The 25,517-nt window shown below is 71.0% G+C and carries 20 protein-coding genes; 7 read left to right on the plus strand and 13 right to left on the minus strand.

Translation table 11 applies throughout. The features are described from left to right. Positions 1-99: 99 nt before the first annotated feature. From ACIQRW_RS32050 to ACIQRW_RS32060, 3 genes are all read right to left on the minus strand, one after another. On the minus strand, positions 100-357 hold the full coding sequence (locus ACIQRW_RS32050) for a LysR family transcriptional regulator (protein WP_003967392.1): 258 nt from the start codon (positions 355-357) through the stop codon (positions 100-102). A gap of 222 nt (positions 358-579) precedes the next feature. After that, entirely contained in the window at positions 580-3,117 is a 2,538-nt protein-coding gene (locus tag ACIQRW_RS32055) for an ABC transporter permease (RefSeq protein WP_403767028.1), read from the minus strand. Beyond that, a complete protein-coding gene (locus ACIQRW_RS32060; RefSeq protein ID WP_403767031.1) occupies positions 3,117-3,887 on the minus strand; it encodes an ABC transporter ATP-binding protein in 771 nt (256 codons plus the stop codon). Before ACIQRW_RS32060 ends, ACIQRW_RS32055 begins: the two co-directional genes overlap by 1 nt. A 256-nt stretch (positions 3,888-4,143) precedes the next feature. Here ACIQRW_RS32060 and ACIQRW_RS32065 point away from each other — a divergent pair, with 256 nt between their 5' ends. Further along, complete coding sequence (locus ACIQRW_RS32065; RefSeq protein ID WP_403767033.1) at positions 4,144-4,551, plus strand: hypothetical protein; 408 nt, start codon at positions 4,144-4,146, stop codon at positions 4,549-4,551. Positions 4,552-4,919: 368 nt separating this feature from the next. Here ACIQRW_RS32065 and ACIQRW_RS32070 read toward each other — a convergent pair whose 3' ends face one another. Beyond that, the gene (locus ACIQRW_RS32070) at positions 4,920-6,992 is read right to left on the minus strand and encodes an ABC1 kinase family protein (RefSeq protein ID WP_403767036.1); all 2,073 of its coding nucleotides are present in this window, start codon (positions 6,990-6,992) and stop codon (positions 4,920-4,922) included. A gap of 247 nt (positions 6,993-7,239) precedes the next feature. Here ACIQRW_RS32070 and ACIQRW_RS32075 point away from each other — a divergent pair, with 247 nt between their 5' ends. Continuing rightward, positions 7,240-7,479, plus strand: coding sequence for a DUF6269 family protein (locus tag ACIQRW_RS32075; RefSeq protein WP_403767038.1), 240 nt, complete (start codon positions 7,240-7,242; stop codon positions 7,477-7,479). Between the two features lie 73 nt (positions 7,480-7,552). On the opposite strand, the gene ACIQRW_RS32080 is transcribed toward ACIQRW_RS32075, so the two are convergent. Continuing rightward, positions 7,553-9,376, minus strand: coding sequence for a BTAD domain-containing putative transcriptional regulator (locus ACIQRW_RS32080; protein ID WP_403767041.1), 1,824 nt, complete (start codon positions 9,374-9,376; stop codon positions 7,553-7,555). A gap of 212 nt (positions 9,377-9,588) precedes the next feature. On the opposite strand from ACIQRW_RS32080, the gene ACIQRW_RS32085 reads away from it, so the two are divergent. Beyond that, entirely contained in the window at positions 9,589-9,762 is a 174-nt protein-coding gene (locus ACIQRW_RS32085; protein ID WP_403767044.1) for a hypothetical protein, read from the plus strand. A gap of 21 nt (positions 9,763-9,783) precedes the next feature. On the opposite strand, the gene ACIQRW_RS32090 is transcribed toward ACIQRW_RS32085, so the two are convergent. The 3 genes from ACIQRW_RS32090 to ACIQRW_RS32100 all read right to left on the minus strand — a co-directional run bounded on the left by ACIQRW_RS32090 (position 9,784) and on the right by ACIQRW_RS32100 (position 14,682). Further along, positions 9,784-12,786, minus strand: coding sequence for a BTAD domain-containing putative transcriptional regulator (locus tag ACIQRW_RS32090; protein ID WP_403767047.1), 3,003 nt, complete (start codon positions 12,784-12,786; stop codon positions 9,784-9,786). 100 nt (positions 12,787-12,886) lie between these two features. Beyond that, positions 12,887-13,129, minus strand: coding sequence for an acyl-CoA carboxylase epsilon subunit (locus ACIQRW_RS32095; RefSeq protein ID WP_403767050.1), 243 nt, complete (start codon positions 13,127-13,129; stop codon positions 12,887-12,889). Between the two features lie 11 nt (positions 13,130-13,140). Further along, a complete protein-coding gene (locus ACIQRW_RS32100; protein WP_403767185.1) occupies positions 13,141-14,682 on the minus strand; it encodes an acyl-CoA carboxylase subunit beta in 1,542 nt (513 codons plus the stop codon). A 235-nt stretch (positions 14,683-14,917) separates the two neighbouring features. Here ACIQRW_RS32100 and ACIQRW_RS32105 point away from each other — a divergent pair, with 235 nt between their 5' ends. After that, positions 14,918-15,613 carry a hypothetical protein gene (locus tag ACIQRW_RS32105; RefSeq protein WP_403767053.1) on the plus strand — a complete coding sequence of 232 codons (696 nt, stop codon included), beginning with the start codon at positions 14,918-14,920 and terminating at the stop codon, positions 15,611-15,613. Positions 15,614-15,650: 37 nt separating this feature from the next. Here ACIQRW_RS32105 and ACIQRW_RS32110 read toward each other — a convergent pair whose 3' ends face one another. From ACIQRW_RS32110 to ACIQRW_RS32125, 4 genes are all read right to left on the minus strand, one after another. After that, the gene (locus tag ACIQRW_RS32110; RefSeq protein WP_403767056.1) at positions 15,651-16,424 is read right to left on the minus strand and encodes an IclR family transcriptional regulator; all 774 of its coding nucleotides are present in this window, start codon (positions 16,422-16,424) and stop codon (positions 15,651-15,653) included. Beyond that, a complete protein-coding gene (locus ACIQRW_RS32115) occupies positions 16,421-17,365 on the minus strand; it encodes an ACP S-malonyltransferase (RefSeq protein ID WP_403767058.1) in 945 nt (314 codons plus the stop codon). The genes ACIQRW_RS32110 and ACIQRW_RS32115 overlap by 4 nt, the downstream gene beginning before the upstream one ends. 187 nt (positions 17,366-17,552) lie before the next feature. Further along, a complete protein-coding gene (locus ACIQRW_RS32120; protein WP_403767061.1) occupies positions 17,553-18,344 on the minus strand; it encodes a LuxR family transcriptional regulator in 792 nt (263 codons plus the stop codon). Between the two features lie 101 nt (positions 18,345-18,445). Beyond that, a complete protein-coding gene (locus ACIQRW_RS32125; protein WP_403767064.1) occupies positions 18,446-19,120 on the minus strand; it encodes a LuxR C-terminal-related transcriptional regulator in 675 nt (224 codons plus the stop codon). A gap of 1,023 nt (positions 19,121-20,143) precedes the next feature. Here ACIQRW_RS32125 and ACIQRW_RS32130 point away from each other — a divergent pair. The 3 genes from ACIQRW_RS32130 to ACIQRW_RS32140 are packed head-to-tail and all read left to right on the plus strand — an operon-like array spanning position 20,144 to position 24,454. Next, positions 20,144-23,002, plus strand: coding sequence for an AMP-binding protein (locus tag ACIQRW_RS32130; protein WP_403767067.1), 2,859 nt, complete (start codon positions 20,144-20,146; stop codon positions 23,000-23,002). Then, the gene (locus tag ACIQRW_RS32135; RefSeq protein ID WP_403767070.1) at positions 23,002-23,976 is read left to right on the plus strand and encodes an NAD-dependent epimerase/dehydratase family protein; all 975 of its coding nucleotides are present in this window, start codon (positions 23,002-23,004) and stop codon (positions 23,974-23,976) included. Before ACIQRW_RS32130 ends, ACIQRW_RS32135 begins: the two co-directional genes overlap by 1 nt. A 10-nt stretch (positions 23,977-23,986) precedes the next feature. Then, on the plus strand, positions 23,987-24,454 hold the full coding sequence (locus ACIQRW_RS32140; RefSeq protein ID WP_403767072.1) for a nuclear transport factor 2 family protein: 468 nt from the start codon (positions 23,987-23,989) through the stop codon (positions 24,452-24,454). Between the two features lie 26 nt (positions 24,455-24,480). On the opposite strand, the gene ACIQRW_RS32145 is transcribed toward ACIQRW_RS32140, so the two are convergent. Next, the gene (locus tag ACIQRW_RS32145; RefSeq protein WP_403767075.1) at positions 24,481-25,401 is read right to left on the minus strand and encodes a LysR family transcriptional regulator; all 921 of its coding nucleotides are present in this window, start codon (positions 25,399-25,401) and stop codon (positions 24,481-24,483) included. Between the last annotated feature and the right edge of the window lie 116 nt (positions 25,402-25,517).

Raw genomic sequence — 25,517 nt, forward strand, 5'->3', positions numbered from 1 at the left:
TCGTGATCCGGACGAGAGACCCCGGGCCCGGCGGGCCTGAGCCCGTCGGCGGGGCGCCCGGCTCCGGACCGCCTGGAGCCGGGTCCGGAGCGGCTCGGGTCACACCGGCGCGCAGACCCCTTTCATGCTGTCGATCAGAGCGAGCACGGCGCGGGCGGACGGCAGGATCATGCGTCCCTCCCTGGTGAGCCGCGCCCCGGTGGAGTCGCGGGTGAAGAGTTTGGCGCCCATCATCTGTTCCAGACACTTGATCTGATAGCTGATAGCCGGCTGCGAATATCCGAGTGCCTTCGCCGCCTGATCCATACGCCCGATCTCGGCCACGAACACAAACGCCCGGAACTCACGCTCATGCATCAAGTTCCCCCTGTCTCTCGATGGAGCACAAGCGATTGCCAGCGAGTCCGGTGTTCGGCTCCCGGAATCCACTGGAATTGCTGTCCACTTTCAGCCCACCGGGGGACGAGGGCAATGGAGGGTGCAGGAAGCTGCACCGGCAAAGTCCGGCCGGACCCGGTGCAGACCGAAGGCGCCCTCCCGGGGGATCGGAGGACGCCTTCGGAGCAGGGGTGCGTCCGGTCAGCTGTGGCTGATGGCCGCGAGGACGTTCAGTCGTGCGCCGCGCCGGGCCGGGGCGATCGAGGCGATGACCCCGACCACGGCCGCGCCCACCAGGTAGGCGAGCATCTGCCCCCAGGGCAGGAACAGTTGGTTGACGCCCTGGCCTTCCATCCCGCGGGCCACCGCGAGGCCGAGCGCCCCGCCCACCACGATGCCGAGCAGCGCACCGAAGAGCGAGATCACCACCGACTCGGTCATGATCATGCGCATGGTCTGGCCGCGGCTGAGGCCGATGGCCCGCAGCGTGCCCATCTCCCTGGTGCGTTCCAGGACCGACAGGGCCAGCGTGTTCACGATGCCGAGGACCGCGATGAGCATGGCCACCCCGAGCAGCGCCTGCACGATGGTGAGCAGCATGGCGAACCCGCCGCTGAAGGTCTCGATCACATCGGCGCGGGTCTGCACGGTGACTTCGGGGCTGTCCTTGAGCTGGGTCTCGATCTGCGACCGGACCTGGCTCTCGTCCGCCCCGCCCGCCAGCTGGAAGTACGCCTGCGAGGGCTGCTTGGAACGGAAACCCGCCTCGGCGTCCGCCCAGGGCACGACCATCCCGTTCGACAGGGTCGAGTCGGCGAAGACCCCGGCCACCCGGTAGGTGTGGGTGTCACCGCGCTGCAGCTGGACCTCGATACGGTCGCCGACCTTCGCCTCTCGGCTCTTCGCCGTGCTCTCGTTCACGAGCACGGCCCCGGCGGGCAGGGTCTCGATGCTCCCGTCCACCTCCTTCAGACCGAGCACCTCGCGGGCGTTCGCCCAGTCCTGCCAGGAGGCGACCGGCTGGATCTCCTTGCCGATCTCCGCCGTGTCCATGGTGGCGGCGGCGACCTTTCGCACCCCGGGCACCTCGGCGATCCTGGCCAGGGCCTCCGGAGCGATCGAGGCGGAGGACGCCGAACCCCCTTCGCCCAGGGCCACCAGCTCGGCCTTGAGGTCCCGCTTGATGTCGCCGGCGACGCTGTTCTCGGCCGAGACGGCCACGGTGCTGATGGCCGTGACCAGCGCCACGCCGATCATCATCGCCGAAGCGGTGATGGCCGTACGGCGCGGGTTGCGGGCCGAGTTGCTGCGGCCGAGCGCTCCCGGCGTCGAGCGGGCGAACAGCGCGCCGAGCACCTGAACGGACGGCTTGCTGAACAGCGGGGTGAGCAGGGAGACGCCGACGAAGGCCAGCAGCACACCAGGGATGATCATCGAGGCTCCGCCGGACCCGAAGAGCCCGATGGCCAGGAGCAGGGAGCCGAGGCCGAGCATGATCGAACCGGTCCAGGTCTGTCCCCGGTGCCTGCCCTGCGGTACGGCGGCGGCGCGGATCACCGCGATGGGGGCGACCTTGGAGGCCCGTACGGCGGGGAAGAGCGAGGACAGCATCGTCACGAGGATGCCCACGGCGAACGAGGTGACCACCGCTCCGGTGGGCAGGCCGAGCCCGGCGACCTGGATCCCGCCGGTGGACGAGGCGATCATGTCGGCCCCGAGGGCCCCGATGCCCACCCCGGCGGCCAGTCCCAGGACCGACGAGACGAGGCCGACCACGAACGACTCCACGAGCACGGAGTTGATCATCTGCTTGCGGCTGGCGCCCAGGGCCCTCAGCAGGGCCAGTTCGCGCATCCGCTGGGCGATGATGATCGAGAAGGTGTTGACGATCAGGAAGACGCCGACGAGCACCGCGACACCGGCGAAGCCGAGGAGCAGCTTGCCTATCATGTCCATCATGCCGCGGGACTTGTCGGAGGCCTTCTTGGCCAGCTCATTGCCGGTCAGCACGTCGTAGCCGCCGCCGAGCTGCTTGCCGAGCGCCGCCTGTACGGTGCCGGCGGCGGCGCCGTCCGCGAGCGTGACCTTGATGCCGGAGAAGCTGCCGGCCCGGCCCAGCATGAGCCGCTGCGCGACCGGATCGGTGAAGGCCACCGTCTGCTCGCCGCCGATGGAGTCCCGGTCTCCGGAGTAGCCGAAGACTCCGGCCACCACGAACGTCTGCCGGGGCTCGTTCGTCAGCACGCCGACCCGGTCGCCGACCTTGATCCCGGCCTTCTCGGCGAGGCCGGCGTTGACGGCCACCTCGTCGGCCGCGCGCGGTCCGTGGCCCGAGCGGAGCTTGATCAGCCCGCTCTCACCGCGCCAGCTCTCGCCGTAGCGGGGGCCGCCCGTGCCGGGCACCACCTTGCCGTCCTTGCCGACGGCCCGCGCGCCCTCGGCGAGCACCAGCCCGCGCGCCTCGGCGACGCCGTCGACCTGGGAGGCCCGCTCGACCGCCGCGGCGTCCACCGGGGGAACCACCGGCGTCTCGCCCTCGGCCTCCACCGCGGGCTTCAGCGCCGCGTGCAGGTCGATGTCGGCGTAGGCGCCGGTGAACTGGGCGTCGATGGAGCGCTTCAGGGTGTCCTGGATGATCATGGAACCGGAAACGAACATGACAGCCAGGACGACCGCGAGGCCCGACAGGACCAGCCGCAGCTTCCGGGACAGCAGGCTCTTGAGAGTGAAGGTCAGCATCACGCGGCCCCGGTCCCGCGGTCGAGCGAGCGCATCGTGTCGATGACCGCGTCCGCGGTCGGCTCGGTCAGCTCGGTTACGACGCGGCCGTCGGCCAGGAAGACGACCCGGTCCGAGTACGACGCGGCACGCGGGTCGTGCGTCACCATGACCACCGTCTGGCCGAGCGAACGCACCGAGTCCCGGAGGAATTCGAGCACCTCGGTGCCGGATACGGAGTCCAGGTTGCCGGTCGGCTCGTCGGCGAAGATGACCTCGGGCTGGGAGACCAGGGCCCGGGCGCAGGCGACACGCTGCTGCTGTCCGCCGGAGAGCTCGGTGGGGCGGTGGCCCAGCCGGTCGGCGAGGCCCACCGTGTCGACCACCCGGTCGAACCAGTCCTTGGACGGCTTGCGCCCCGCTATCGACAGCGGCAGCAGGATGTTCTCCTGGGCCGTCAGCGTCGGGAGCAGGTTGAACTGCTGGAAGATGAAGCCGATCCGGGTGCGGCGCAGCAGCGTCAGCTCTTTGTCGGACATGTCGCTGACCCGGGCGTCGCCGATGAAGACCTCGCCCTCCGTCAGCGTGTCCAGACCCGCCAGCGTGTGCAGGAGCGTGGACTTGCCGGAACCGGAGGGCCCCATGATGGCGGTGAACTCACCGGCGGCGAACTCGACGTCCACCCCGCGCAGTGCGGCGACCTGTGCCTCTCCCTTGCCGTACAGCTTCGTCACACCGACAGCTCGCGCCACGGTCTGACGCTTGGTCATCGTCGGAATGGTCACGGTCATGACTCACACTCCCCACACGGGTTGATTCGGACAGTCCATGACCGGAGCACTGTGCACCGTGTCCGGCGGTTGCCAAGGAGCCTAGGAGTCGCCCGGACAGGGCCACATCTCCCGAACGGCATAGATGATCCTTGCCGCGATGCGGCGATCCGAGCACAGATCGAACTCTTGAAACCAGGCATGTGCCGAACGGCAGAGCCCGCCTAACGTGCCGACCGGATGAAGCGCTCCCGGCGTCACCGCACGGAGGACGGGCATGAGCGGCACACAGACCCTTTCCAAGTACTGGATGCTCACCAACGAGTTCACCCAGAACCCCTATCCCGTGCTCGAACACGTGCGGCGCGAGGGCCCGGTACGCGAGCTGTCCTTCCCGGACGGCGGACGGGCCTGGGTGGTGACCCGGTACGAGGAGGCGAAGGCGGCCCTCGCCGACCCCCGCCTCAGCCGTGACGTCCATGTGCACTACCGCCTGATGTCCGAGCGCACGGGGCGCGCGCTGACGCCCCCGCCCGAGGAGGCGAACCACCTCGCCAACCTGGAGCCGCCCCGGCACACCCCGCTGCGCCGGGCCATCAGTTTCGCCTTCACCCCGCGCCGGGCCGAGGCCCTGCGGCCGAAGGTGGAGCGGATCGCCGACGACCTCCCTATATGGCCGCCCTGATCGCCCGCAAGGAACGCGAGCCGGGCGAGGACCTGCTCTCCGCGCTGATCCACGCCGCCCCGGAGAACCGCCTCACCAGCACCGAGATCCTCTCCACCGGCTTCGCCCTGATGACCGGGTCAAGCCCGCCCACCTCAGCTTCGGCTTCGGCATCCACTACTGCTCCGGCGCCCACCTGGCGAAGGTCATCACGGAGGTCTCCGCCCGTCGGCTCTTCGAGCGCTTCCCGGCGGCCCGGCTCGCGGTCGACCCGTCCCGGCTGCGCTACCAGCAGAACGTGGTGGTCCGCCCGTTGGAGGCGCTGCCGGTCATCCTGCGCCCCTGACCCGACGGGAGCGCCGGAGACAGGGACCCGGCGATGCGCCGGGTCACGGTCTCCGGCGCATCGCCGTGTAGAGCACCCTGAGCGTGAGGATCGCGCTGACCGCGAGCACGTGGTAGCCGATGAGCGGATACAGCTCCAGCTGGCTCGACACCCTCGGCCCCCGGCCGGTGCCGAAGACCATCAGCAGCACCCCCATCAGACCGGTGCAGGCCGCCAGCAGCGTCACCATCACCTGATGGATCAGCCCGGAGACGAACCGGCGCTCCCGTTCGTCCGCGAGGACCCGGACCCGGATCCCGAGCCGCCCCTCCTCCAGTGAGGCGCTGATGCGCTCGGCCCGCCGCGGCAGCCTCCGCAGCATCGGGAGCACCGACAGCAGCTCCTGGGTCGCCGCATGCGCCACGGTGGCGAAGATCCCTCCCGGGCCGCCCTTCCCGCCTTCCCCCTTCGGCTTCCCGTAGCCGAGCCGGTCGGACAGCAGCCCGAGGGCGAACCCCCGTGCCTCGTCCAGGATGTTGAATCCCGGGGCGAGGCGGGTGAGGGTCCCCTCGATGGTGGCGAGCGCCCGGAACACCGCCGCCACCTCGGGCGGCACCGCGAGGCCGAACCGCGCGAACATGCGGAACAGCGCGGTGAACATCTCCGTGTCGGGCTGGGCCGCGGGACCCAGGTGACGTGCCATGAAGCGCCCCAGCTCACGCTCCAGCAGCAACTGGTCCGGTATCAGCTCCTCGTGCGTCGTGGCACGGGTGCCGAGCAGGCTGATCACCGCGTCGTGGAGCCCGGCGGGATCGCCTCGGCCCACCGCCACCAGGAGTTCCTGGATGGAGATCTGCACCGACGGGTCGATGCGTCCGACCGAACCGAAGTCGATGAGACCGATGTGCCCGTCGTCCAGCAGCAGCAGGTTCCCGGGGTGCGGGTCGGCGTGGAAGACGCCCACCCGGAGGATCTGGTCGAGTATCGAGCCGATCGCCGTGCGGGCCAGCGCCTCCCGGTCGAAGCCGGCCTTGTCGGCGGCCGCCCCCGCCCGGTCGAAGGTGACGCCCTCCAGCCACTCCTGCACCAGGACCCGGTCCGAGGTGAACGCGTAGTGCACCCGGGGGATGCGCACGGGCGCGTCGGCCTCGTAGCCGCCGGTCACCTTGGCCACGGTGGACGAGTTGCGCGCCTCGATGCGGAAGTCGAGCTCCTCCCGTACGGACTCGGCGAATCCGTCGCCCAGTTCGCGCAGGCCGAGCCCCTGCGCCGAGCGCAGCCAGCTCTGCAGACCGCGGCTGATGGAGAGCACGATGTCCAGGTCCCGCTCGACGGCCTCCCGGATGCCGGGCCGCTGGATCTTGACGGCGACCGTGGGGCCGCCGCTCAGCTGGGCCCGGTGCACCTGGGCGATGGAGGCGGCCGCCAGGGGCTTGTGCTCGATCCAGTCGAAGACCTCGGAGACCGGCTTCCCCAACTGCTTGCGCAGCACGGCCTCGACCTCGGGCCAGGGCGCCGGGGGCACATCGCTCTGCAGCCGGCTCAGCTCGTCGATGAAGTGCGCGGGCAGCAGATCCCGCCGGGTGGAGAGCACCTGGCCGAGCTTGACGAACGCGCCCCCGCACTCCTCCAGCGCCATCCTCGCCGAGGCCGCGCACTGCTCGCCGTACGGTCCGGGCTGCATCGCCCGGTGCCAGGCGCTCCGACCGCGCAGCACCCGGCCCAGACCGTGCTTCACGAAGATGCGGCTGATCCGGGAGTAGCGACGGGCCCGGCGCACGCGGTCGCCGAGGCCGCGCACCAGGTGCAGCGGCCGGGCCCAGCTGCCGTGCGGAAGGAACACCTCCAGAACCACCAGAGCCGCCATCGCGGCGAACAGCACCAGCGGGATCTGCATGGTGGAGAGCGCGCCCAGGTCCTTCTCGCTGTTCCGCGTCAGCCGGCCGTACGCCGCGAGGGCCGCGATGCCCACCAGCCCCGCGCCGAACGCGCGCAAGGGGCCGACCCTGATGCCCAGGAGCCGCCGCGAGGCGGTGGAGACGCCGAAGGCGAGGGGGCCGAGCAGGATCACGGCGGTCAGGGCGACGAGAAGGACGAGGGACAGGTCGTTGAACGCGCCGTCGGCCAGTACTGCCATGAAACCGCTCCCTCGGTAGGTCGCGGGCCACCCTAGGCGCAACTCCTCGGAGGCCACGGGGATGTGGCAGCTTCATGCAAAGCCGCAGCCGCCGCTCCACCCCGGCGACCTTGCGGATTTCTGTACCGCGCCATGAGGAACCCTCTTCGGGAGACGAGAGAAACACGCAGAAATTCCTCCGGAAGATCGCCCGACTCTGTGATTGCGAGGCCTCGGGAAGGCCCGTTCCGCGAACAGAGGAGGCACCATGCGTGAAGGCCCCAACTCCCCTGTCCAGGTGCAGCATCCGCTGGAAGTTCTGGAGGACATCGAGGTAGAGGCGTCGAGGAGCACCGAGGGACTGCTCAGCGCCACGCCCGCTCCGTGGGCCGAGCTGCTCGCCCAGTATGTGGATTCACTGAACGAACTCGTCGCGCAGGGGCAGGAGTTCAACAGGCCCGCCGAGATATACAGCCTCGACGAGGGGCACGCCGGCGGTTGTGGCTGACCGGGGCCGGACAACGCTTTCGGGGCCCGTCCCACTCCTGGGGACGGGCCCCGGAGGGGCGGGCGAACCATGGTCAGGCGACGGCGAGTCCCGCCCCGCGCAGCTCCTGGGCGAAGAGCCGGACCAGGCTCGGGAAGCGGTAGCACGGCCAGTGGTCGCCCCCGGCGCTCCAGCCCTCCACCAGCCGGGCGTCGGTCAGCTGCTCCAGGACTTCCTCCGCCTCATCGCACCCCGTGCCGAGGAGGGCCGCCGCGTCGGGTGCGGTGAGCTGCGGAGATCCGGCCGAGGCCAGGCGTACGAACGCCTCGGCCAGCCGGACCGGCAGGCCGTCCACGACATGTCGCAGCCCCGCCGTGACGTCCAGGCTGCCGAGCCGCAGCTCGCCGAGGCGCCGGTGCCCCTCCGCCAGGCGCCCGGCGAGCCGGGCGGTGGACCACTGCGGCCGGGCGACGAGCCTGGCGGCGGCGATCCGCAGGGCGAGCGGGAGACGGTCGCAGAACTCGGCGATGCGGACGACCGCTTCGGGGTCCTCCGCGATCCGGGCGGGGCCCACGATCGCGGTGAGCAGTCGCACGGCGTCGGCCGGGCCCAGCGGACCGAGCTGCACCACCCGGGTCCCCTCCAGCGAGGCCAGCGGGGCCCGGACGCCGGTGACGACGGTGCGGCTCGGCCCCCCGCCGGGGAGCAGCGGACGGACCTGGGCGTCGTCGGCCACGTTGTCGAGGACCACCAGCGTCCGCCGCCCGGTCAGGAGCGTGCGGTAGAGCTGGACCCGCTCGTCGAGCGTCCCGGGCAGCCGGTCCGGGTCCGCGCCCAGCGCGCGCAGGAACCAGCCGAGGACCTCCCTGGGCCGGCGCGCACCGCTCCCGCTGCGCAGGTCGGCGTAGAGCCGGCCGTCCGGGAAGGCGTCGCGGCAGTGCTCGGCGGCGTACAGCGCCAGGGCCGACTTGCCCGTGCCCGGCGCACCGGTGACCACGACGTCCCGCTGCTCGCGCAGCGCGGCGAGCACGGCCTCCACCTCCGCGGCCCGGCCGGTGAAGTCTCCGGGGGCGGCGGGCAGGAGCGACGGCACGAGGCCGGCGGCCCCGCCGCCGTCCGGCGCCGGACCGGTCTCCCGCGCGGGGCCGACGGGTGCGCTCCGCACCCGTTCGGGGGCCGGCGGCGCGGGCAGGGCGCCCCGGAGGATCTCCTCGTACAGTCCGCGCAGGGCCGGGCCCGGGTCGATGCCCAGCTCCTCGGCGAGGGTGCGGCGTCCCGCCTCGTACAACGCGAGCGCCTCCGCCTGCCGGCCGCACCGGTACAGCGCGGTCATCAACTGGCCCCGCATGCACTCCCGCAGAGGGTGCCGCGCCACCTGGCGGGTGAGGCCGGGCACGGTCTCGGTGTGGCGGCCCAGGGCGAGCGCCGCCTCCGTACGGTGCTCCACGGCGCAGAGCCGGGCCTCTTCCATCCGGGGTGCCTCGGCCCCGGCCAACTGCTCGGTGACTCCCGTGAGGGCGGGCCCCCGCCAGAGGGCGAGGGCCGCCGCCAGTTGGCGTTCGGCCTCCGCGTACCGTCCGGCCCGCAGGTCCGCGTCGCCCGCGTCGGCCAGACTCCGGAAGGTCTCCCAGTCGACCGTGGAGTCGCCGATGTCCAGGCGGTAACCGGGGCCCCTGCGCTCCAGCCGGACCCCGGTCCCGATCCGGGTGCGCAGCCGCGAGACATAGGTGTAGAGCTGGTTGACGCTGCTCGCGGGCGGGTCCCAGCCCCATACGAACCTGATGAGCCGCTCGTCGGTCACGACCTTGCCGTGGGCCAGCAGCAGGGCGGCGAACACGGTGCGCTGCTTGTTGCCGTCGAGGGCCACCACGCGCGTCCCGGTCTCGGCCGACACGGAGCCGAGCAGGGTGAAGTGCATGGTCTCTCCTCGCTGCGCGGACCCGCTCCGGACGCTGGGCCACCCGCCGCGAAACGCTACGGAACGTGACTTCTCCAGCGATGTCGGAGGGATTTCGCGGTCGCGAAAGCGAGACGAAACCGCCGGAAAAAGCGGCCGCCGTAGCTTTCTCGGCATACCGCGTGGCAACGCCTCAGGGCCGGACCACGCCAGACCCACCTCAGGAGAGTGCCGTGCAGCACTTCGTCTTCACCTCGGCCAGGACAGTCGTCGCCACGGGCGCGGTACTGCTCGTGGCGGCCATCGGTTCCGCCGCGTTCACTGCCCCGTCGGCGGACCGGGCGGTCACCGGGGCAGCCGCGGACGACCCGTGGACCTCCGTGCGGGGCGACGACCCCTGGACGTGACGCCCCGGCGGGCGGGGCCCCTCACGGCCGTACGAGTTCGATGAGCCCCGGCGGGGCGATCTGCTCGCGCCGGCCGAGCGCCGCCAGCAGCAGGGTCGTCCGTTCCCGCCAGTACGGTGCGCCGACCCCGGCGAAATGGTCGCCCGCCGCCCGGAAGCAGACAGCGGCCCCTTCCCGGTCCCCGAGCAGGGCGCGCACACAGCCCAGGGCCATCTCGGCCCTCGCCTCCAGATACCGGTCCGGGACCATGCCCGCGGCCGACAGGGCCAGCGCGAGGACCGCCTCGGCCTCCTCGTACCTGTCCTGGCAGCACAGCGCCTCGCCCAGGGTCCGCAGCGCGTGGGCCTCACCGCGCCGGTCGCCACTGCCGCGGACGAGTTCCAGCGCACGCCGGCACGCCTCCTCCGCCCGGACCCCCTCCCCCTGGTGGATCAGCGCCTCGGCGAAGCGGACGGTGCTCTGCGCCTCTCCGCGTACGCTCCCCAGCCCCCGGCTGCGGGCGACCGCCTCGGCCGACAGCAGCAGGCCCGCCCGCGACTGCCCCCGCTCCAGCTCGATCTGGGCCAGCAGGCCGAGCACATGGGTCTCCGCGTACCGGTCGCCGACCCTGCGGAAGATCACCAGCGAGCGTCGGCCCAGGTCCCGTGCGACGTCCAGCTCCCCGCGGTGGCGGGCGCACAGCGCCTGGTTGCGGAGCACCAGGGCCCGCCCCTTCTCGCCGTTCTCCCGCTGCGCCTCCTCCAACTCCTCGAACAGCTTCCACGCCTGGTCGAGGAAGACGGCGGCCTCGTCGAACTCCCACCGGATGATCCCGAGCGTCCCGAGGGACTGCAGCATCACGGCCTCGCCGAGCCGGTCGCCCGACTCCCGTACGGCGGACAGCGCGCGGTCGCCGCAGAAGCGCCAGTCCTCCAGGTAGTTGCGGTTCTGCAGGAGGGTGACACTGGTGCTCGCCAGGTCCCAGGCGTATCCGGACTCGCCCTCCCGGGCGGTCTGGTCGACCAGGGCGATGACGGAGGCGCGCTCGCTCTCGAACCACTCCATCGGGTCCTCCAGCAGGCTCTCCGTCAGCCGCGCCGACAACGGCCACGGGCGGGCCGTCCCGTGGATGATCGTGTAGTCGCCCCCGTACACCCGTCGATGCGCCTCCGACGCGAGACCGAGCCACGCGCCCGCCGCGCGGCGCAGGGCCGCGCGCCGCTCCTCCTCGGTGTCCTCGGCCAGCGCCAGTTCCCGGGCGAACAGCCTCGGCAGGTCCTGGAAGCGGTAGCGCACCCTGTCGGTCGTGAAGGGGAGCGGCACCAGCATCTGGGCGTCGACGAGCTCCTCGATGAGGTCCTCCGCGTCGATCGGGTCGATGTCGAGGAGGGCGGCCCCGGCCCAGGAGGCGAAGTCGGGCACGTTCAGGGAGCCGAGCAGCCGGAACATCCGCGCGGTGGCGGCCGGCAGATCGCGATAGCTCAGCCGCAGGCCCGCCCGCACACCCCGCTCGTCCGGACTGAGTTCGTCAAGCCTGCGGTGCTGGTCCTCCAGCCGCGAGACCAGGGTACGGACCGACCAGTGGGGTTTGGCCGCGAGCCGGGCGGCCGCGATGCGCAGGGCGAGCGGCAGCCGGTCGCACAGGGCGGCGAGGCGGGCTGCGGCCTCCGGGTCGGCGGCGAGCCGGCCGTCCGCGGCGACCTTGGAGAGCAGCGCGATCGACTCCTCGTGTCCCAGTGCGCCGAGGTGCAGGGGGACGAAGGCGTAGTCACCGGCCAGGGCTCCGCCCATGGGGTCGCGGCTGGTGACCAGCACACAGGAGAGACCGGAGCCGGGCAGCAGGGGCTGTATCTGCCGGAACGAGCGCGCGTTGTCGAGCACGATCAGGACGCGGCGGCCGTCCAGGACGCTACGGAAGAGCGTGATCCGCTCGTTCGGGTCCCCGGGGATGTCAGGTCCGGGAACACCGAGCGCGCGCAGGAACCGGTCGAGCACCGCGCCGGCGCGCCGGGGTGCCTCCTCGTCGTATCCGCGCATGTCGGCGAAGAGCTGGCCGTCGGGGAAGCGGCCGACGACATGGTGCGCCCAGCGGATGGCGAGCGCCGTCTTGCCCACGCCCCCGATACCGGTGATCGATCCGACGGGCAGCGCCGATCCCCCCACATGATCCAACAGGCGGTCCAGGGCAGCCAGTTCACCGTTCCGTCCGGTGAACGAGACGACGTTGAGCGGCAGATGGGCCGGCGTCGCCACCGGAGGTGCCGGCAGCACCGGCTCGACGGGCAGGCTGAGCAGCGGGGAGTCGGCCAGGACCTGGTCGTGCAGTTGGCGCAGTGCGGGCCCGGGGTCTATGCCCAGATCGTCGGCCAGGATCTGGCGGCCCTCGCGGTAGGTCTCCAACGCCTCGGCCCGCCGACCCGACCGGTACTGGGCCAGCATCAGGTGCGCCGTGGCCTGTTCCCGCAGCGGGTGCTCGCGCACGAAGGGCGCCAGCTCGCCCAGCACCTCCCGGTGCTGGCCCAGTTCCAGGCGCAGCCCCATGTACTCCTCGTACGCGTCGAGCCTCGTCTCGGTCAGCCGGGACGCCTCGGCCTCGACCCGCTCGGCCGTAATCCCTTCCAGGGCAGGGCCGCGCCACATGGCGAAGGCCTCGTCGAAGTGGGCGCAGGCCTCCTCGATCCGGCCGCTGCGGGCGGCCTCCCGGCCCAGCGCCGCCCGTTCCTCGAACTCCACGGCGTCGATGCGGTGTTCGCCGGTGACCACCATGTAGCCGGGGTGGCTGGTGACCAGCATGTCGTCCACCCCGGCCGCCGCCTTGAGCGTCTTGCGCAAGGCCGAGACGCAGATCGCGATCTGGTTGCGCGCGGTCGGCGGCGGGGCCCCGTGCCAGACGGCGTCGGCGAGCTTGTCCACCGAGACCACCCGGTCGGGGGAGAGAAGCAACATGGACATGATCGTGCGCTGACGGGCGCCGGTGAGGACGATCGCGCGCCCTCCGGCGCTGATGTCCAATGGCCCCAGGATCCGGAACACCACCTGAAGCACGAGCTGCCTCCCGATATCGCGGACGGCCTCTGCATGACCCGTTCACTCCGCTTTTGTACTGATTAACAGGGTGCCGAAGGGCCCGCAACGCGGCTGGCAGTTAGCTGCCAGCCGCGGGCTCCACCGCAGCCCAGGAGCAGGGCGAGCCGCCGTCCCGGCGTGACCAGCCGGCCCGGACGGGCGGCGCGCCGCGACCGTCGTCCGCCGGGGCCGCGGCCCCGCCATCGGCGGCCAGAGCGGTGAGCAGCGCGACGACGACGGCGAGCTCCTCCGGGGAGGGGGAGCCGCTGATGACCTTGAGCAGTCCGTCACCAAGTGGCCCGTCGAGCGGGGAGATCGGCATGGCTTACTCCTCTACACCGGGGGGTTTCCGTGCTTGCGCGAGGGAAGCGCGGCGTGTTTCGAGCGCAGCATGGCCAGCGCGCGGACCAGGGCGGACCGGGTGTCGGCGGGGTCGATCACATCGTCGACGAGCCCGCGCTCCGCCGCGTAATACGGGTGCATCAGTTCGGACTTGTACTCCTTGACCAACTGATGGCGCGTCGCCTCGGGGTCGTCCGCCGCCTGGATCCGCCGCCGGAAGACCACGTTGGCCGCGCCTTCCGCCCCCATCACGGCGATCTCGTTGGCCGGCCAGGCCAGCGAGAGGTCCGCTCCGATGGAGAGGGAGTCCATCACGATGTACGCGCCGCCGTACGCCTTGCGCAGGATCACCTGGACCCGGGGAACGGTGGCGTTGCAGTACGCGTACAGCAGCTTGGCCCCGTGCCGGATGATGCCCCGGTGCTCCTGGTCGACGCCGGGCAGGAAGCCGGGCACGTCGACGAGGGTGACCAGCGGAATGTTGAAGGCGTCGCACAGCTGGACGAACCGTGCGGCCTTCTCCGAGGCGTGGATGTCCAGCACCCCCGCGAAGGACTGCGGCTGGTTGGCGACGATCCCGACCACCTGGCCGTCCAGCCGGGTCAGAGCCGTGATGACGTTGGTGGCCCAGCGCTCGTGCACCTCCATGTACTCGCCCTCGTCGACGAGTTCGGAGATCACCTCGCGCATGTCGTACGGACGGCTGCCGTCCAGCGGCACCAGGTCCAGCAGCCGTTCGCACCGCCGGTCGGCCGGGTCCTCCGGCCGCACGGCGGGCGGCAGCGCCCGGTTGTTGGAGGGCAGCAGGGACAGCAGGTAGCGGACCTCGGCGAGGCAGGTTTCCTCGTCGTCGTAGGCGAAGTGCGCCACACCCGAGGTCTCCGCGTGGACGTCGGCCCCGCCGAGCCCGTTCTGGGTGATCTCCTCACCGGTGACGGCCCGCACCACGTCGGGTCCGGTGATGAACATCTGCGAGGTGTCCCGGACCATGAAGACGAAATCGGTGAGCGCCGGGCTGTAGGCGGCGCCGCCGGCGCAGGGCCCGAGCATCACGCTGATCTGCGGGATCACGCCCGAGGCACGGGTGTTGCGCTGGAAGATCCCCCCGTAGCCCGCCAGGGCGGAGACGCCCTCCTGGATACGCGCTCCGGCCCCGTCGTTGAGGGAGACCAGCGGGGCTCCGGCAGCGATCGCCAGGTCCATCAGCTTGTGGATCTTGGCGGCGTGGGCCTCACCGAGCGCCCCTCCGAAGATCCGGAAGTCATGGGCGAAGGCGAAGACCGTGCGCCCCTCGACCGTGCCCCAGCCCGTCACCACGCCGTCGGTGTGCGGTCTCTTCGCCTCCAGGCCGAAACCGGTGGCCCGGTGCCGGCGCAACTGCTCGGTCTCCGTGAAGGAGCCCTCGTCGAAGAGGAGCGCCAGGCGTTCGCGCACCGTCAGCTTCCCCTTGGCGTGCTGGGCCCGCGTGGCCGTGTCGACGCCTGCGAGTACCTCGTGACGGATCTGGGCCAGTTCGCCCACCCGGTCATGCATCGTCATACCCGATTCCTCCTGTGGCCCGGGACCGCGACGGTCGCTGTCGACTCTCGCAGCGCGACCGGCTTCGCCCAATAGACGTGACATGAAAGTGCCGATATGCAGAAGAGGCCGCCGAATTCCAGTGCTGTTCACCTTCCTGCCAACATCCGCGCAGCCGGTCCCGCGCCAAGGAAAGGAAGTTACTCTCCTGAATCAAAGAACTTGTCGAGAAGGAATGAGACCCGGAAAAATGCGATACAAGCACCTCGCTTTCGTCACGATCGCCGCCGTCGGTCTCCTCCCGGCCCTCGGTACGACGGCTGTCGCGGCGCCCGCCGCGCCCGCCGCGTCCGCCGCGGAGCAGAGCGCCGAGCGGTCGTGCGGTCCCCTCGACCTGTCGGGTTCGCTCCCGGTGCCCCCGGCCGGGATGTCCGTGCGGCAGACGGTGACCATCGGCGAAGGATGCGAGCCCGAACTGGGTCCGGTCCGGTACGTCCCGGCGCCGAGCACCGCGCAGTCCTCGGCACGGAGCGCCGCGGCGCCCTCGGCCGCCCGGCAGATCCGCAGTTGGAACGAGATGTTCGACTGCTGCAACATCCGTATGACCGGCCTGTACTCGACCGCCGACTGGAACACCGCGGCCGGCCGGATCACCACGGCCGCCACCGGCACGACCCAGGAGTGGAACCGCGAGCCGTGGAACGCCGGCTGGTCGCTGAAATCCGCCTCCGAGAACCAGGACTGCGCGACCGACTGTTCCGTCGTCAACCACGAATCCACCGCCGACTTCACCTACAAGGGAATCTTCGACCCGTCCGGCGACACGTACGCGAACACCCATAGCTCATCCGTGCGGCTTCATGCCGACGCCACCGCCGACTGCACCTTCGACGTGAAGCTGAAGAACACCTTTATCGGGTGGAATTGGCAGCGCGGCTGCGAGTGACCGGAACAGGCGGCGGACGCGCCCGGCCGGCAAAGGGCTAACCACGGCGAGAAGCCGCCGCGCGCGTCCGGACAGGCCGGGAATCCACGAGCACGTCGCCGAGTTCACCCGCCGCGTCGATGACGGCGCCGAGCAGCAGCCGGCTGGGGGTGGCGGGCATCCGGGGGGGCGTTCCGGTCAGGGCGAGTGCGGCCACCACCCGCTTGCCCATGGCCCGCACCGGCACCGCGATCGAGACGGCCCCCGGCATCATCGCGTCGGGGCCGTGCACCCACCCGCGACGGCGCACGAGCGAGAGCTGCGCGGCGGTGAACCGGGCGCTGCGCAGCCCCTCGTACAGCTCCCCGGGCTCCTCCCAGGCCAGCAGGACCTGGGCGACCGGGCCCGCCCGGAGCGACCGCGCGGTACCGACCGGCAGATCCTCCGCGACGCCGCCCGTCTCGGCCCGGGCGCCGACGCAGACCTGCATGGCCCCGCTGCGCCGGAACAGCCGCGCGTCCAGCCCCGTCAGGTCCCGCAGCTCCGAGAGCACCGGGGACGCCGCCTCGACCAACCGGTCGCGCTGCACATCCACCACCATGTTGCCGAGCCTCGGACCGAGGACGAACCGTCCCCTGAAGTCGCGGGCAAGCAGTCCGAGGCTCTCCAGCCCCAGGGCGATGCGGTGGACGGTCGGACGGGTGAACCCGCTGCCCGACACCAGCTCCGCCAGCGACACCGGGCCCTTCTCCACCACGTCGAGGAGTGCCGAGGCCTTGTCGAGCACCCCGATGCCGCTGACCCGCTTCGGCTGCCGGGTCGCCACGCTCATCGTTCACCCGCCGACCGGGCGGGGGCGTCCAGGGGCTTGTTCACCGAGACGGTCTCCACGCCCGGCTCGATCCGACGGATCAGCCCGGCGAGCGTCCGCCCCGGCCCCAGCTCGACGAGCCGGCGGCAGCCGAGCGGGCCGGTGAGGGTCCGTACGCTCCGTTCCCACAGCACCGGGGAGGTGAGCTGTCGGATACAGAGGGCCGACCAGTCGGCTTCGCCCGTATGCGCCTCGGCGTCGACGTTGGTCACCACCGGCACCGCGGCCGGGGCGAAGACAGTGTCCCGCAGGGACCGGCCGAGCGCCTCCGCGGCGGGGGCCATGTACGGACTGTGGAAGGCCCCGCCGACCGCGAGGCGGAGCATCTTGCCCCCGATCGACGGCGCCCGGTCCGCGACCTCCCCGATCGCGTCGGGCGAACCCGAGACCACCGTCTGACCGGGGGCGTTGACGTTGGCCACCCACACGTCGGCGCCCGAGGCGCGCATCTCGCCCACCAGGGCCTCCACCTCGCCCATCGGGGCCGCCACCACGACGCCCATCGTGCCGTCGCGGGCCCCCGCGGCCTCCCGCATGGCCCGTCCCCTGACCGCGACCAGGGCCGCGGCCCGGCCGACGGTCAGGACCCCCGACGCGACGAGGGCCGCGTACTCACCGAGGCTGTGTCCGGCGCAGCCGGCGACCGGGCCGTCGAGGACGCCGTCACGCACCGCTTCGGCATGGGCCATCAACGCGACCGTGAAGACCGTCAGTTGAGCGAGATCCGTACGCCGGAGATGCTCGTCGGAGGTGTGCAGCAGCAGCTCGGGAAGATCCTCCCCCGTGACGGCGGAGACCTCCTCCGCGATCGCCCAGGACGGAGTGTCCCGCCAGGGCGCGCCCATTGCCCGCTTCTGTGTCCCCTGACCGGGAAACACCAGCCCGACCGGTACCTGATTCATGAACCCGCCTTCCGCACGACGCTCTTCGAAGGGCACGCAGGGCCGGCCATCCTGGACGGGATGACCGGCCTCGTGCGCCGACGGCCAACGGGGGGGGTACCAGCCGCCGGGGAACGGGCCCCCATCGGGGAGTCCCGTTCCTGACACCTCATGAAACGGCGGTAAGGCGCGGGCGGCAACGGACCTTTCAGGAAGGTGCCAACGGGCCGCCACGCTCAGGGCCCGACCCGGCCGCCGTTGGCAGCAATCCCAGCTCGGCGGCGCGCACCCCTGCCTGGAACCGGGACTGCGCTCCGAGCAGGGCCATGATCTCCGCGACATGCCGCCGGTAGGTGCGTACGGAGATGGTCAGCTCGCGGGCCGCCACCTCGTCCGTTACGCCGGCCTGGAGCGCGCCGAGTATCTGCCGGGCGAGCGAGGCGCGGTACCGGTCCCCGAACACGGTGCGCTCCCCGGCGGGGACGGCCCGCAGCCACACGTTCTCGAAGAGACTCTGCAGTGTGTTGAGCACCTCCGGGGCCCGGATCACCGACGCCCGCCGGCCGACCGCCGAGTCGGCCACCACCAGGGCGGCGCACTCGTCCACGACCAGCGCCTGGAGCGGAGGAACCCGGGCGACCCGGATGGCCACCGGGTTCTCCCTGGTCAACTGCTCGCGCACATAGCCCTCGTCGAGCATCGCCGGGCTGGACAGGAGCCGCACCTTCACCCCCTCCCGGGCCTCGTAGATGAGCTCCCGCTCCGTACGCTCGGACCGCTCGTCGGAGCCGAGCTTGCGCGCGTGCACGATGTCGATGCTCCGGGACGCACTCCCGATGAGCCGCTGCGCATGGTCGAGCACGACGTCGTAGTCGTTGTCGAGACCGGTGATCAGGCTCTCCTGGAGATTGCGGTCGCGGTGCAGCGCGACCGTCGACTCGATCAGCGCCCGTACCTGGAGTAGAGCGCTCTCCAGCTCATCGTCTCCCCCGATGGGCACGTCGTATCCACCTACCTTGATTCAGCCGTCAAGATCTCTGGGCACGATGTCCGCCCGGGATCGTTTTCCACTCGCACGGTTCCGCGACCGCGGTGGCATGCCTACTCCGAGAGGAGTCCGGCCTCCACGGCCCGAACTCCGGCCTGAAAACGTGAGTGCGCGTCGAGTTCGCGCATGATCTCGGCCACGTAGCGCCGGTAGGTGCGCAGCGACACCTCGAGTTCGCGGGCCGCGGTCTCGTCCGTATTGCCCGCGCGCAGCCGCTCCAGGATGCGCCGGGCCAGGTCGGTGCGCAGGCGGGGGCTCAGCTGGAGGTGATCGGCGAGCCTGCGGCCCCGGGACCACGCGCCCGCGAAGAGCAGCTCGAGAGCACGCACCGCTGCGGGGTCGTTCACGATGGCGGTCTGCCCCCTGGTCCCCTCGACGCCGCGCACCAGTGCGGCCACCCCGTCGACCACCAGGGTCTCGCGCAGTTCGCTCTCCGACACCTGGACCTCGACCCGACGGTCGGCCAACTGGTTGAGCCGCGCCAGGGAGGAGTCCGTCGCCTCCGCGGTACACAGGATCCGCACGGCCGTCCGGGCCGGGATCCTGCTCAGCGAACGCACCACCGCGTCGGCGAACTCGCCGGTCTCCGTCAAGGCGACGCACACCGTGTGGCGGGTCCGGCCGATGAGCGCCTCCAGCGCGTCGCCGATGGGGACTCCGCCCGTGCGGGCCACCGGCTGGGGAGACATCGAACGCTGCCTGTGCAGCAGGACCGTTGAATCGATCAAGGCGCTGACCTGCAACAGCGTCTGTTCCAAACTGGCGGAGTGATCGGCGGTCGCCGCTCTCTCGCCACTTCTGTGTTCAAGCAACGCGTCCGACATCTGAAAGCCCCCCTGTAGCGCACCAGGCTTCCGCTCTCCGGCGAGACTTCCGCCGGCCACGGGCTTCACAGGTACGCCCCCGCGGGAACCTTGGTGACTAAGCCATTCGTCGGCCTATCGACTATGTGTCGACAGGAAGCCCGACCAGATTGCTCCAGACAGTAGTTCGAGCAATCACATCCAGTCAACAGGCCCCTACACCCTTTAAGGCATTATTGAATATAGAACAGTCACCCACAACACAGGAACGGCCTTGCAGAAACAACCTGTGGGCTCTTGTCAGCAAACTGCACCGAATCACCGGAAGCGGCGGCTCACATTCCCTTTCGCCTGCATTACTGTGACGTAACACTCACGTTACGTAGTATCCCTGTCCGCTAGCGGCCATACGTCCCGCACTGCGGACAGGTATCCGCCTAGATTCCTCGGCATGCCCACGCCGTGCACACATCGCCGATCGGCAACACCCTTCACACCGGCACCAGCGCGCACACCGAAAGCGCACCTCAGTCATCCGAGGTACTGACAGAGCCACACATTTCAAGCCAGCACGCTCCACCCCGAACAGCCGGGGCGACCACGCAGAATCAGCCACTCCCAGGCAACCCCCGTCGCTTCCCCTACCATCACGCGCCAGCCGTCGGCGAGGACTATGCCGTCGGCAAGGACTATCCCCTCCGTCCGACGCGAACACCGGTCCCCTATACCGCCCGAAACGGGCCAGCATCACCCTATTCAACTCACTGCGATTCCCCACCATAAATAACCGATGAATACCCGCGCAATTCTCGGTTTCCCGGGCTCGCATCCGCCGTCGTACCGCACGTGATCAGCCGTGCGCACTCCCCTGTCACGGCACACCCGTCCTCAGCTCCGCCCTGCGCAGTGCCATCAGGCCCGTCACGCCATCAGGCAAGGGAGACAAGTGTGAACACCTCACCGCACCAGAGCATCGCCGGCCTTCTCGTGCATGCCGCACGGCACCACTCCGCCTCCGGCCTCCGTTACCGCCTCCCCGGCACGCCCGTGGGCGTACAGGAGCAGAGCCACACGGAACTCCTCGACGACGCCCTGCGGATGCTCTCCGGACTGCGCGCCCGGGGACTGCGACCCCAGGACAAGATCCTCCTGATCCTGGAACAGCCCAAGGAGTTCCTGACCGTGTTCTGGGCGGCGGTGCTCGGCGGCTTCGTGCCGTGCCCCATGGCTCCCCTGCGCGGCGACCCGGAACGCTGGGCGGCCCGGCTGAGCCAGGTCGACGCCCTGCTCGACCGGCCCCTGGTCGTCACGGACGGGGCCCTGGCCGCCGAACTCCCGGCGGTCGACGGCCTCATGGTCGCCCTGGCGGACGAGCTGCACGCCGCGGAGCCCGCCGCCCCGTACACCGCGTCGCCCGAGGACACCGCGCTGCTCGTCCTGACCTCGGGCTCGACGGGGAACTCCAAGGCGGTCGCGCTCAGCCACGCCAACCTGCTGGCCTCCATGGCGGGGAAGAACCACTACCACCGGCTCACCCCGGCGGACACCACCCTGAACTGGATCTCCTTCGACCATGTGGCCGCGCTCCTGGAGTGCCATCTCCTCCCCCTGTCCCAGGGAAGCAGCCAGCTGCACGTGGAGCCTCAGGCCGTCCTGGAGGACCCGATGCAGTTCCTGCGCATCGCCTCCGAACACGGCGTGACGATGACCTTCACGCCCAACTTCCTCCTGGGTATGCTCAATTCGGGAGTCGAGCAGCTGCGCGACAGCGGCGAACAACTCGACCTGACCCGGCTGCGGCACATCGTCAGCGGCGGCGAGGCCGTCGTCCGCGCCACCGGCGAGGCCTTCCTCGACGCGTTCGCCCCGTACGGTCTCGCCCCCGACGCCCTGTGGCCGGCCTTCGGCATGACCGAGACCTGCGCCGGCAGCATCTACTCCCACCGGGCTTTCCCCGGCGTGGACCAGGACAGCGAGTTCGCCTCCCTCGGCACCCCGGTGCCCGGTCTGGCCATGCGCGTGGCCGACGACCACGATCACGAGCTACAGGACGGCGAGACGGGCGAACTCCAGCTCAAAGGCCCCATGATCACCCGCGGTTACCACAACAACCCCCGCGCCACCGCCGAGGCGTTCACCGCCGACGGATGGTTCCGCAGCGGCGACCTCGGCCGGATCGTCGAGGGCCGGCTCTCCCTGGTGGGCCGCAGCAAGGACAGCATCATCGTCAACGGGGTCAACTACTACAGCCACGAGATCGAGACGTCCGTCGAGCAGCTGACCGGCGTGGCGGGCTCCTATGTGGCGGCCTTCCCGACCCGTCCCGCGGGCGCCGACACCGAACAGCTGGTGATCGCCCTGCACCCGGAGATCCCCGAAGGCGACGACACGGCACTCCACCAGGTGCTCACCGCCGTACGCAGCAGCGCCGTCATGCACTGGGGCTTCCGCCCCTTCCTCGTCCTGCCCCTGCCCAAGGAAGCCTTCCCCAAGACCAGCCTCGGCAAGATCCAGCGGTCCCTGATGCGCGAACGCCTGGAGTCGGGCGCGTACGCCGGACCGGCCCGCGCCGTCGCCGACCTCACCCTGCGCATGCTCGGCGGCTACACGGCGCCCGTGAACGACACCGAGCGCATCCTGTGCGACATCTACGCGGAGATACTCGGCGTGGCGCCCGGATCGGTCGGCGCGACCGCCAACTTCTTCGACCTCGGCGGCACCTCCCTGGACATTCTCCGCCTGCGCTCCAAGGTCGGCCGGCACCTCGGCGTCCTGGGCCTGGAGATCATCACGGTGCTGAGGGCCCCCACCGCCCGGGCCCTCGCCGCACGGCTCACCGAGCGGACCGCCGCCGAAGCGACCCCGTACGACCCGATCGTGCCGATGCAGACCAGCGGCGCCAAGACCCCGCTGTTCTGCGTGCACCCCGGGGTCGGCGAGGTCCTCGTCTTCGTCAACCTGGCCAAGTACTTCGTGGGCGACCGCCCCTTCCACGCGCTGCGCGCCCGAGGATTCGACGAGGGGGACAAGCCCTTCGCCACCTTCGAGCAGATGGTCGACTGCTACGTCGACGCCATCCGGGCCCGGCAGCCCCACGGCCCCTACGCCGTCGCCGGATACTCCTACGGCGGCGCGGTCGCCTTCGAGATCGCCAAGGTGCTGCGCTCCCGGGGTGAACGCGTGGACTTCGTCGGCAGTTTCAACCTGCCGCCGAACATCGAGTACCGGATGAAAGAGCTGGACTTCACCGAGACGGCCGTCAACCTGGCGTTCTTCCTGGCCCTGATCGACCGCAAGCACTCCCAGGACCTGCCCGGACTGCTTCGCGGGCTGCCCCTCGAGGACCAGGTCGCCCGGCTCCTGGAACTCGCCCGGCCCGGACGACTCGCCGAACTGGACCTGACCGCGGACAAGTTCGCGGGCTGGGCCCACGTCGCCAACTCGCTGACCGACCTCGGCCGCTCCTACCGGCCGACCGGCACGGTGCCCTCGATGAGCGTCTTCCACGCCATCCCCCTGCGCGGCACCAAGGAGGACTGGCTCAACAACGAGCTGCGCCGCTGGGACGAGCACACCACCGGGCCCAACCGCTACATCGAGGTTCCCGGCGAGCACTACACACTGATGAGCCCCCAGCACGTGGCGTCCTTCCAGGCCATTCTGCGCCGGGAGCTCGACCGCGCCCTGGCGGACGCCGACGAAACGGCACGGCAGCGGGCCCACGGCACGGATCGGGCCACCGCAGCCACCACTTCCACCGCGGCGAGCACTTCCACCACTTCCACCACCACCAAGACGGAGAGCTGATGCTGAAGGGCAAGAAGATCCTGGTCACGGGCGGCACCGGACAGGTCGCCCGGCCCGTGGCGGAGGCACTCGCCGAACACAACGACGTGTGGTGCCTGGGCAGGTTCGGCACTCCGGGGATCGAGCGGGAGCTCAACCGGAAGTCGATCACCACCCGGCACTGGGACCTGGAGGACCCCTCGCCGGACGCGCTCGCCGCCGTACCCGACGACTTCACCCACGTCTTCCACTCCGCCGTACGCCGCGGGGACGACGGCGACTTCAACGCCACCATCGAGGCCAACGCGGTCGCGACCGGCCGGCTCATGTCGCACTGCGCCGCCGCCGCATCGTTCCTGTACGTCTCCACCGGCGCCCTGTACGCGCGGCAGTCGCTCGACCACCTCTACGGCGAGGACGACCCGGTCGACGGGGTCGCCGACTGGCTGCCCGCCTACCCTGTGGGGAAGATCGCGACCGAGGGCGCGGTGCGCGCCTTCAGCCAGGTCCTCGGCCTGCCCACCACCATCGCCCGCCTCAACATCGCCTACGGACCCGGCGGATACGGCGGCGTACCGATGCTGTACTTCCAGCGGATGCTCGCCGGAGAACCCATCCCCGTCCCGGTGGAGGGACAGAACTGGTTCTCACCGCTGTACACCGACGACCTCGTGGCCCAGGTCCCGGCCCTGTGGGACGCCGCGTCCTCCCCGGCGACGCTGGTCAACTGGGGCGGCGACGAGTCGGTGGGCATCACCGACTGCGTGCGCCACATGAGCGAACTGACGGGCGTGCCCGCCACGTTGGCGCCGTCCGAGGTGACGCGCGAGACCTACCGCTTCGACCCGACGCGCCGCCGCGCGCTGACCGGACCCTGCACGGTCTCCTGGCAGGACGGCATCCGCCGCACCCTCGCCGCCCACTTCCCCCTGCACGTCCGCGAGGCGGACCCGGCCGTGATCGGCACGACGCCCCCGAGCCCTGTCCACCGTTGAGGAGAGTCCCATGCCCGTGACCGACGAGTCCGTGACCCCGCCGCCCGCCCGGGTCGTCCAGGAGTCCCCGGCGTCCACCGGAACGCCGCCCAACCTGGAGCTGGTCCAGGAGGCCTACCGCGCCTTCCACCGCCAGGACGCCGAGGTCCTCCTGGGGATCCTGGCGCCGGACATCCAGTGGATCCACCCGGTCGGCATGTCCGAATACCAACTGGGCGGCGCCCGGCACGGGCATGCCGGCGTCCGGAGCTTCCTCGCCCGGGTGCCCGCCGTTCTCGGGGGAATGCGCCTGGAACCACGGGAGTACGTGGTGGCGGGCGACCGGATCGTGGTGTTCGGCGTACGTCAGGTGACCTCCTTGCGGGGTCACACGGAGGAGCTGGAGTTCGTCCACTCCTGGACGCTGCGCGATGGGAAGGCCACGGTGATGGAGGACATCTTCGACACCGTCCTGTTCCATCGGCTCATCGAGACCTGACCGCCCGCCCCGGCCCCGCCCTCGCGTCACGGCAGCCGGAGCGACGCGCCCGACTGCCGGCGCACCTCCGCGAGGACGGCCGCGACCGCGGGGTTGGACACGGCCCCACTGCGTACGACGAGGGAGACGTGGCGCATCAGCCCGGGGCCGTCGAGGGTGATCCGGCGGACCGGGTAACCGGGCCGGTCGGGCACCAGATCCGGTACGAGGGAGACTCCCCAGCCTAGGGAGACGAGGCCGAGGGTGGCCTGCAGATCGGAGGTCCGGGCCACGATGTCGGGGACGAAACCCGCCGAGGCGCAGGCATGCACGGTGAGCCGGCCGAGCCCCGAGTCCGGGTCGAGGGCCCAGGGCCGGTCGGCGTACGCGGCGAGCCGGTCCGGCGGGCGGCTTGTCGGCTCGTCGGCGGCTCCCCCCGGCCCGACGGCCAGCCGGACCCGGTCGGCGGCCACCGGCTCCTCGTACAGTCCCGGCATCGACGGTTCGGGCACCTCGTCGTAGCCCATCGCGAGCACCAGATCAACCTGCCCGAGCCGGACCGCCTCCCGGCAGCCGCCCACCGGAAGCCCCTGCAAGGTGATCCTGAGGGCAGGGTGGAGATCCCGCACCCGGGTCAGCGCGGGAATCAGCAGGGCGGGGCCCTCGTGGAACGGCACCCCCACCCGCAGCTCTCCACGGACCCGGCCGGTCGCGGCGAGCAGGTCGGACTCCGCCGTCTCCAGGCCGACGAGTATGTGCTCCGCGTGTTCCACCAGCAGCCGCCCGGCCGAGGTCAGACCGGCCCGGTTGCTGCGCCGGTCGAGCAGTTCGGTCCCGGTCTCCGCCTCCAGCGCGGACAGCTGCTGGGACACCGCCGAGCGCGTGTAGTTGAGGGACTCGGCCGCCGCGGCGATGGATCCGCGCGCCTGCACCTCGCGCAGCAGAACCAGCTTCCGTACGTCAAGCACGATGCGTACCGTCGATTCCCCTAATGCCGAACGTCACCAATGGTTACTCCAGGTGCACGGCCTGAGACCGAGTTGACCGGTTGAATGGAGCTATTCCCGCACTCTCGACCCTTCGA

Origin of the sequence: Streptomyces sp. NPDC091287, from assembly GCF_044768525.1 — a bacterium.
In the GTDB taxonomy this organism is placed as follows: domain Bacteria; phylum Actinomycetota; class Actinomycetes; order Streptomycetales; family Streptomycetaceae; genus Streptomyces.

Bases quoted from the DNA above. Each gene is read 5' to 3' on its own strand.
- ACIQRW_RS32050 (WP_003967392.1), bottom strand. From the start codon at position 357: ATGCATGAGCGTGAGTTCCGGGCGTTTGTGTTCGTGGCCGAGATCGGG.
- ACIQRW_RS32055 (WP_403767028.1), bottom strand. From the start codon at position 3,117: ATGCTGACCTTCACTCTCAAGAGCCTGCTGTCCCGGAAGCTGCGGCTG.
- ACIQRW_RS32060 (WP_403767031.1), bottom strand. From the start codon at position 3,887: ATGACCGTGACCATTCCGACGATGACCAAGCGTCAGACCGTGGCGCGA.
- ACIQRW_RS32065 (WP_403767033.1), top strand. From the start codon at position 4,144: ATGAGCGGCACACAGACCCTTTCCAAGTACTGGATGCTCACCAACGAG.
- ACIQRW_RS32070 (WP_403767036.1), bottom strand. From the start codon at position 6,992: ATGGCAGTACTGGCCGACGGCGCGTTCAACGACCTGTCCCTCGTCCTT.
- ACIQRW_RS32075 (WP_403767038.1), top strand. From the start codon at position 7,240: ATGCGTGAAGGCCCCAACTCCCCTGTCCAGGTGCAGCATCCGCTGGAA.
- ACIQRW_RS32080 (WP_403767041.1), bottom strand. From the start codon at position 9,376: ATGCACTTCACCCTGCTCGGCTCCGTGTCGGCCGAGACCGGGACGCGC.
- ACIQRW_RS32095 (WP_403767050.1), bottom strand. From the start codon at position 13,129: ATGCCGATCTCCCCGCTCGACGGGCCACTTGGTGACGGACTGCTCAAG.
- ACIQRW_RS32100 (WP_403767185.1), bottom strand. From the start codon at position 14,682: ATGCATGACCGGGTGGGCGAACTGGCCCAGATCCGTCACGAGGTACTC.
- ACIQRW_RS32105 (WP_403767053.1), top strand. From the start codon at position 14,918: ATGCGATACAAGCACCTCGCTTTCGTCACGATCGCCGCCGTCGGTCTC.
- ACIQRW_RS32110 (WP_403767056.1), bottom strand. From the start codon at position 16,424: ATGAGCGTGGCGACCCGGCAGCCGAAGCGGGTCAGCGGCATCGGGGTG.
- ACIQRW_RS32115 (WP_403767058.1), bottom strand. From the start codon at position 17,365: ATGAATCAGGTACCGGTCGGGCTGGTGTTTCCCGGTCAGGGGACACAG.
- ACIQRW_RS32135 (WP_403767070.1), top strand. From the start codon at position 23,002: ATGCTGAAGGGCAAGAAGATCCTGGTCACGGGCGGCACCGGACAGGTC.
- ACIQRW_RS32140 (WP_403767072.1), top strand. From the start codon at position 23,987: ATGCCCGTGACCGACGAGTCCGTGACCCCGCCGCCCGCCCGGGTCGTC.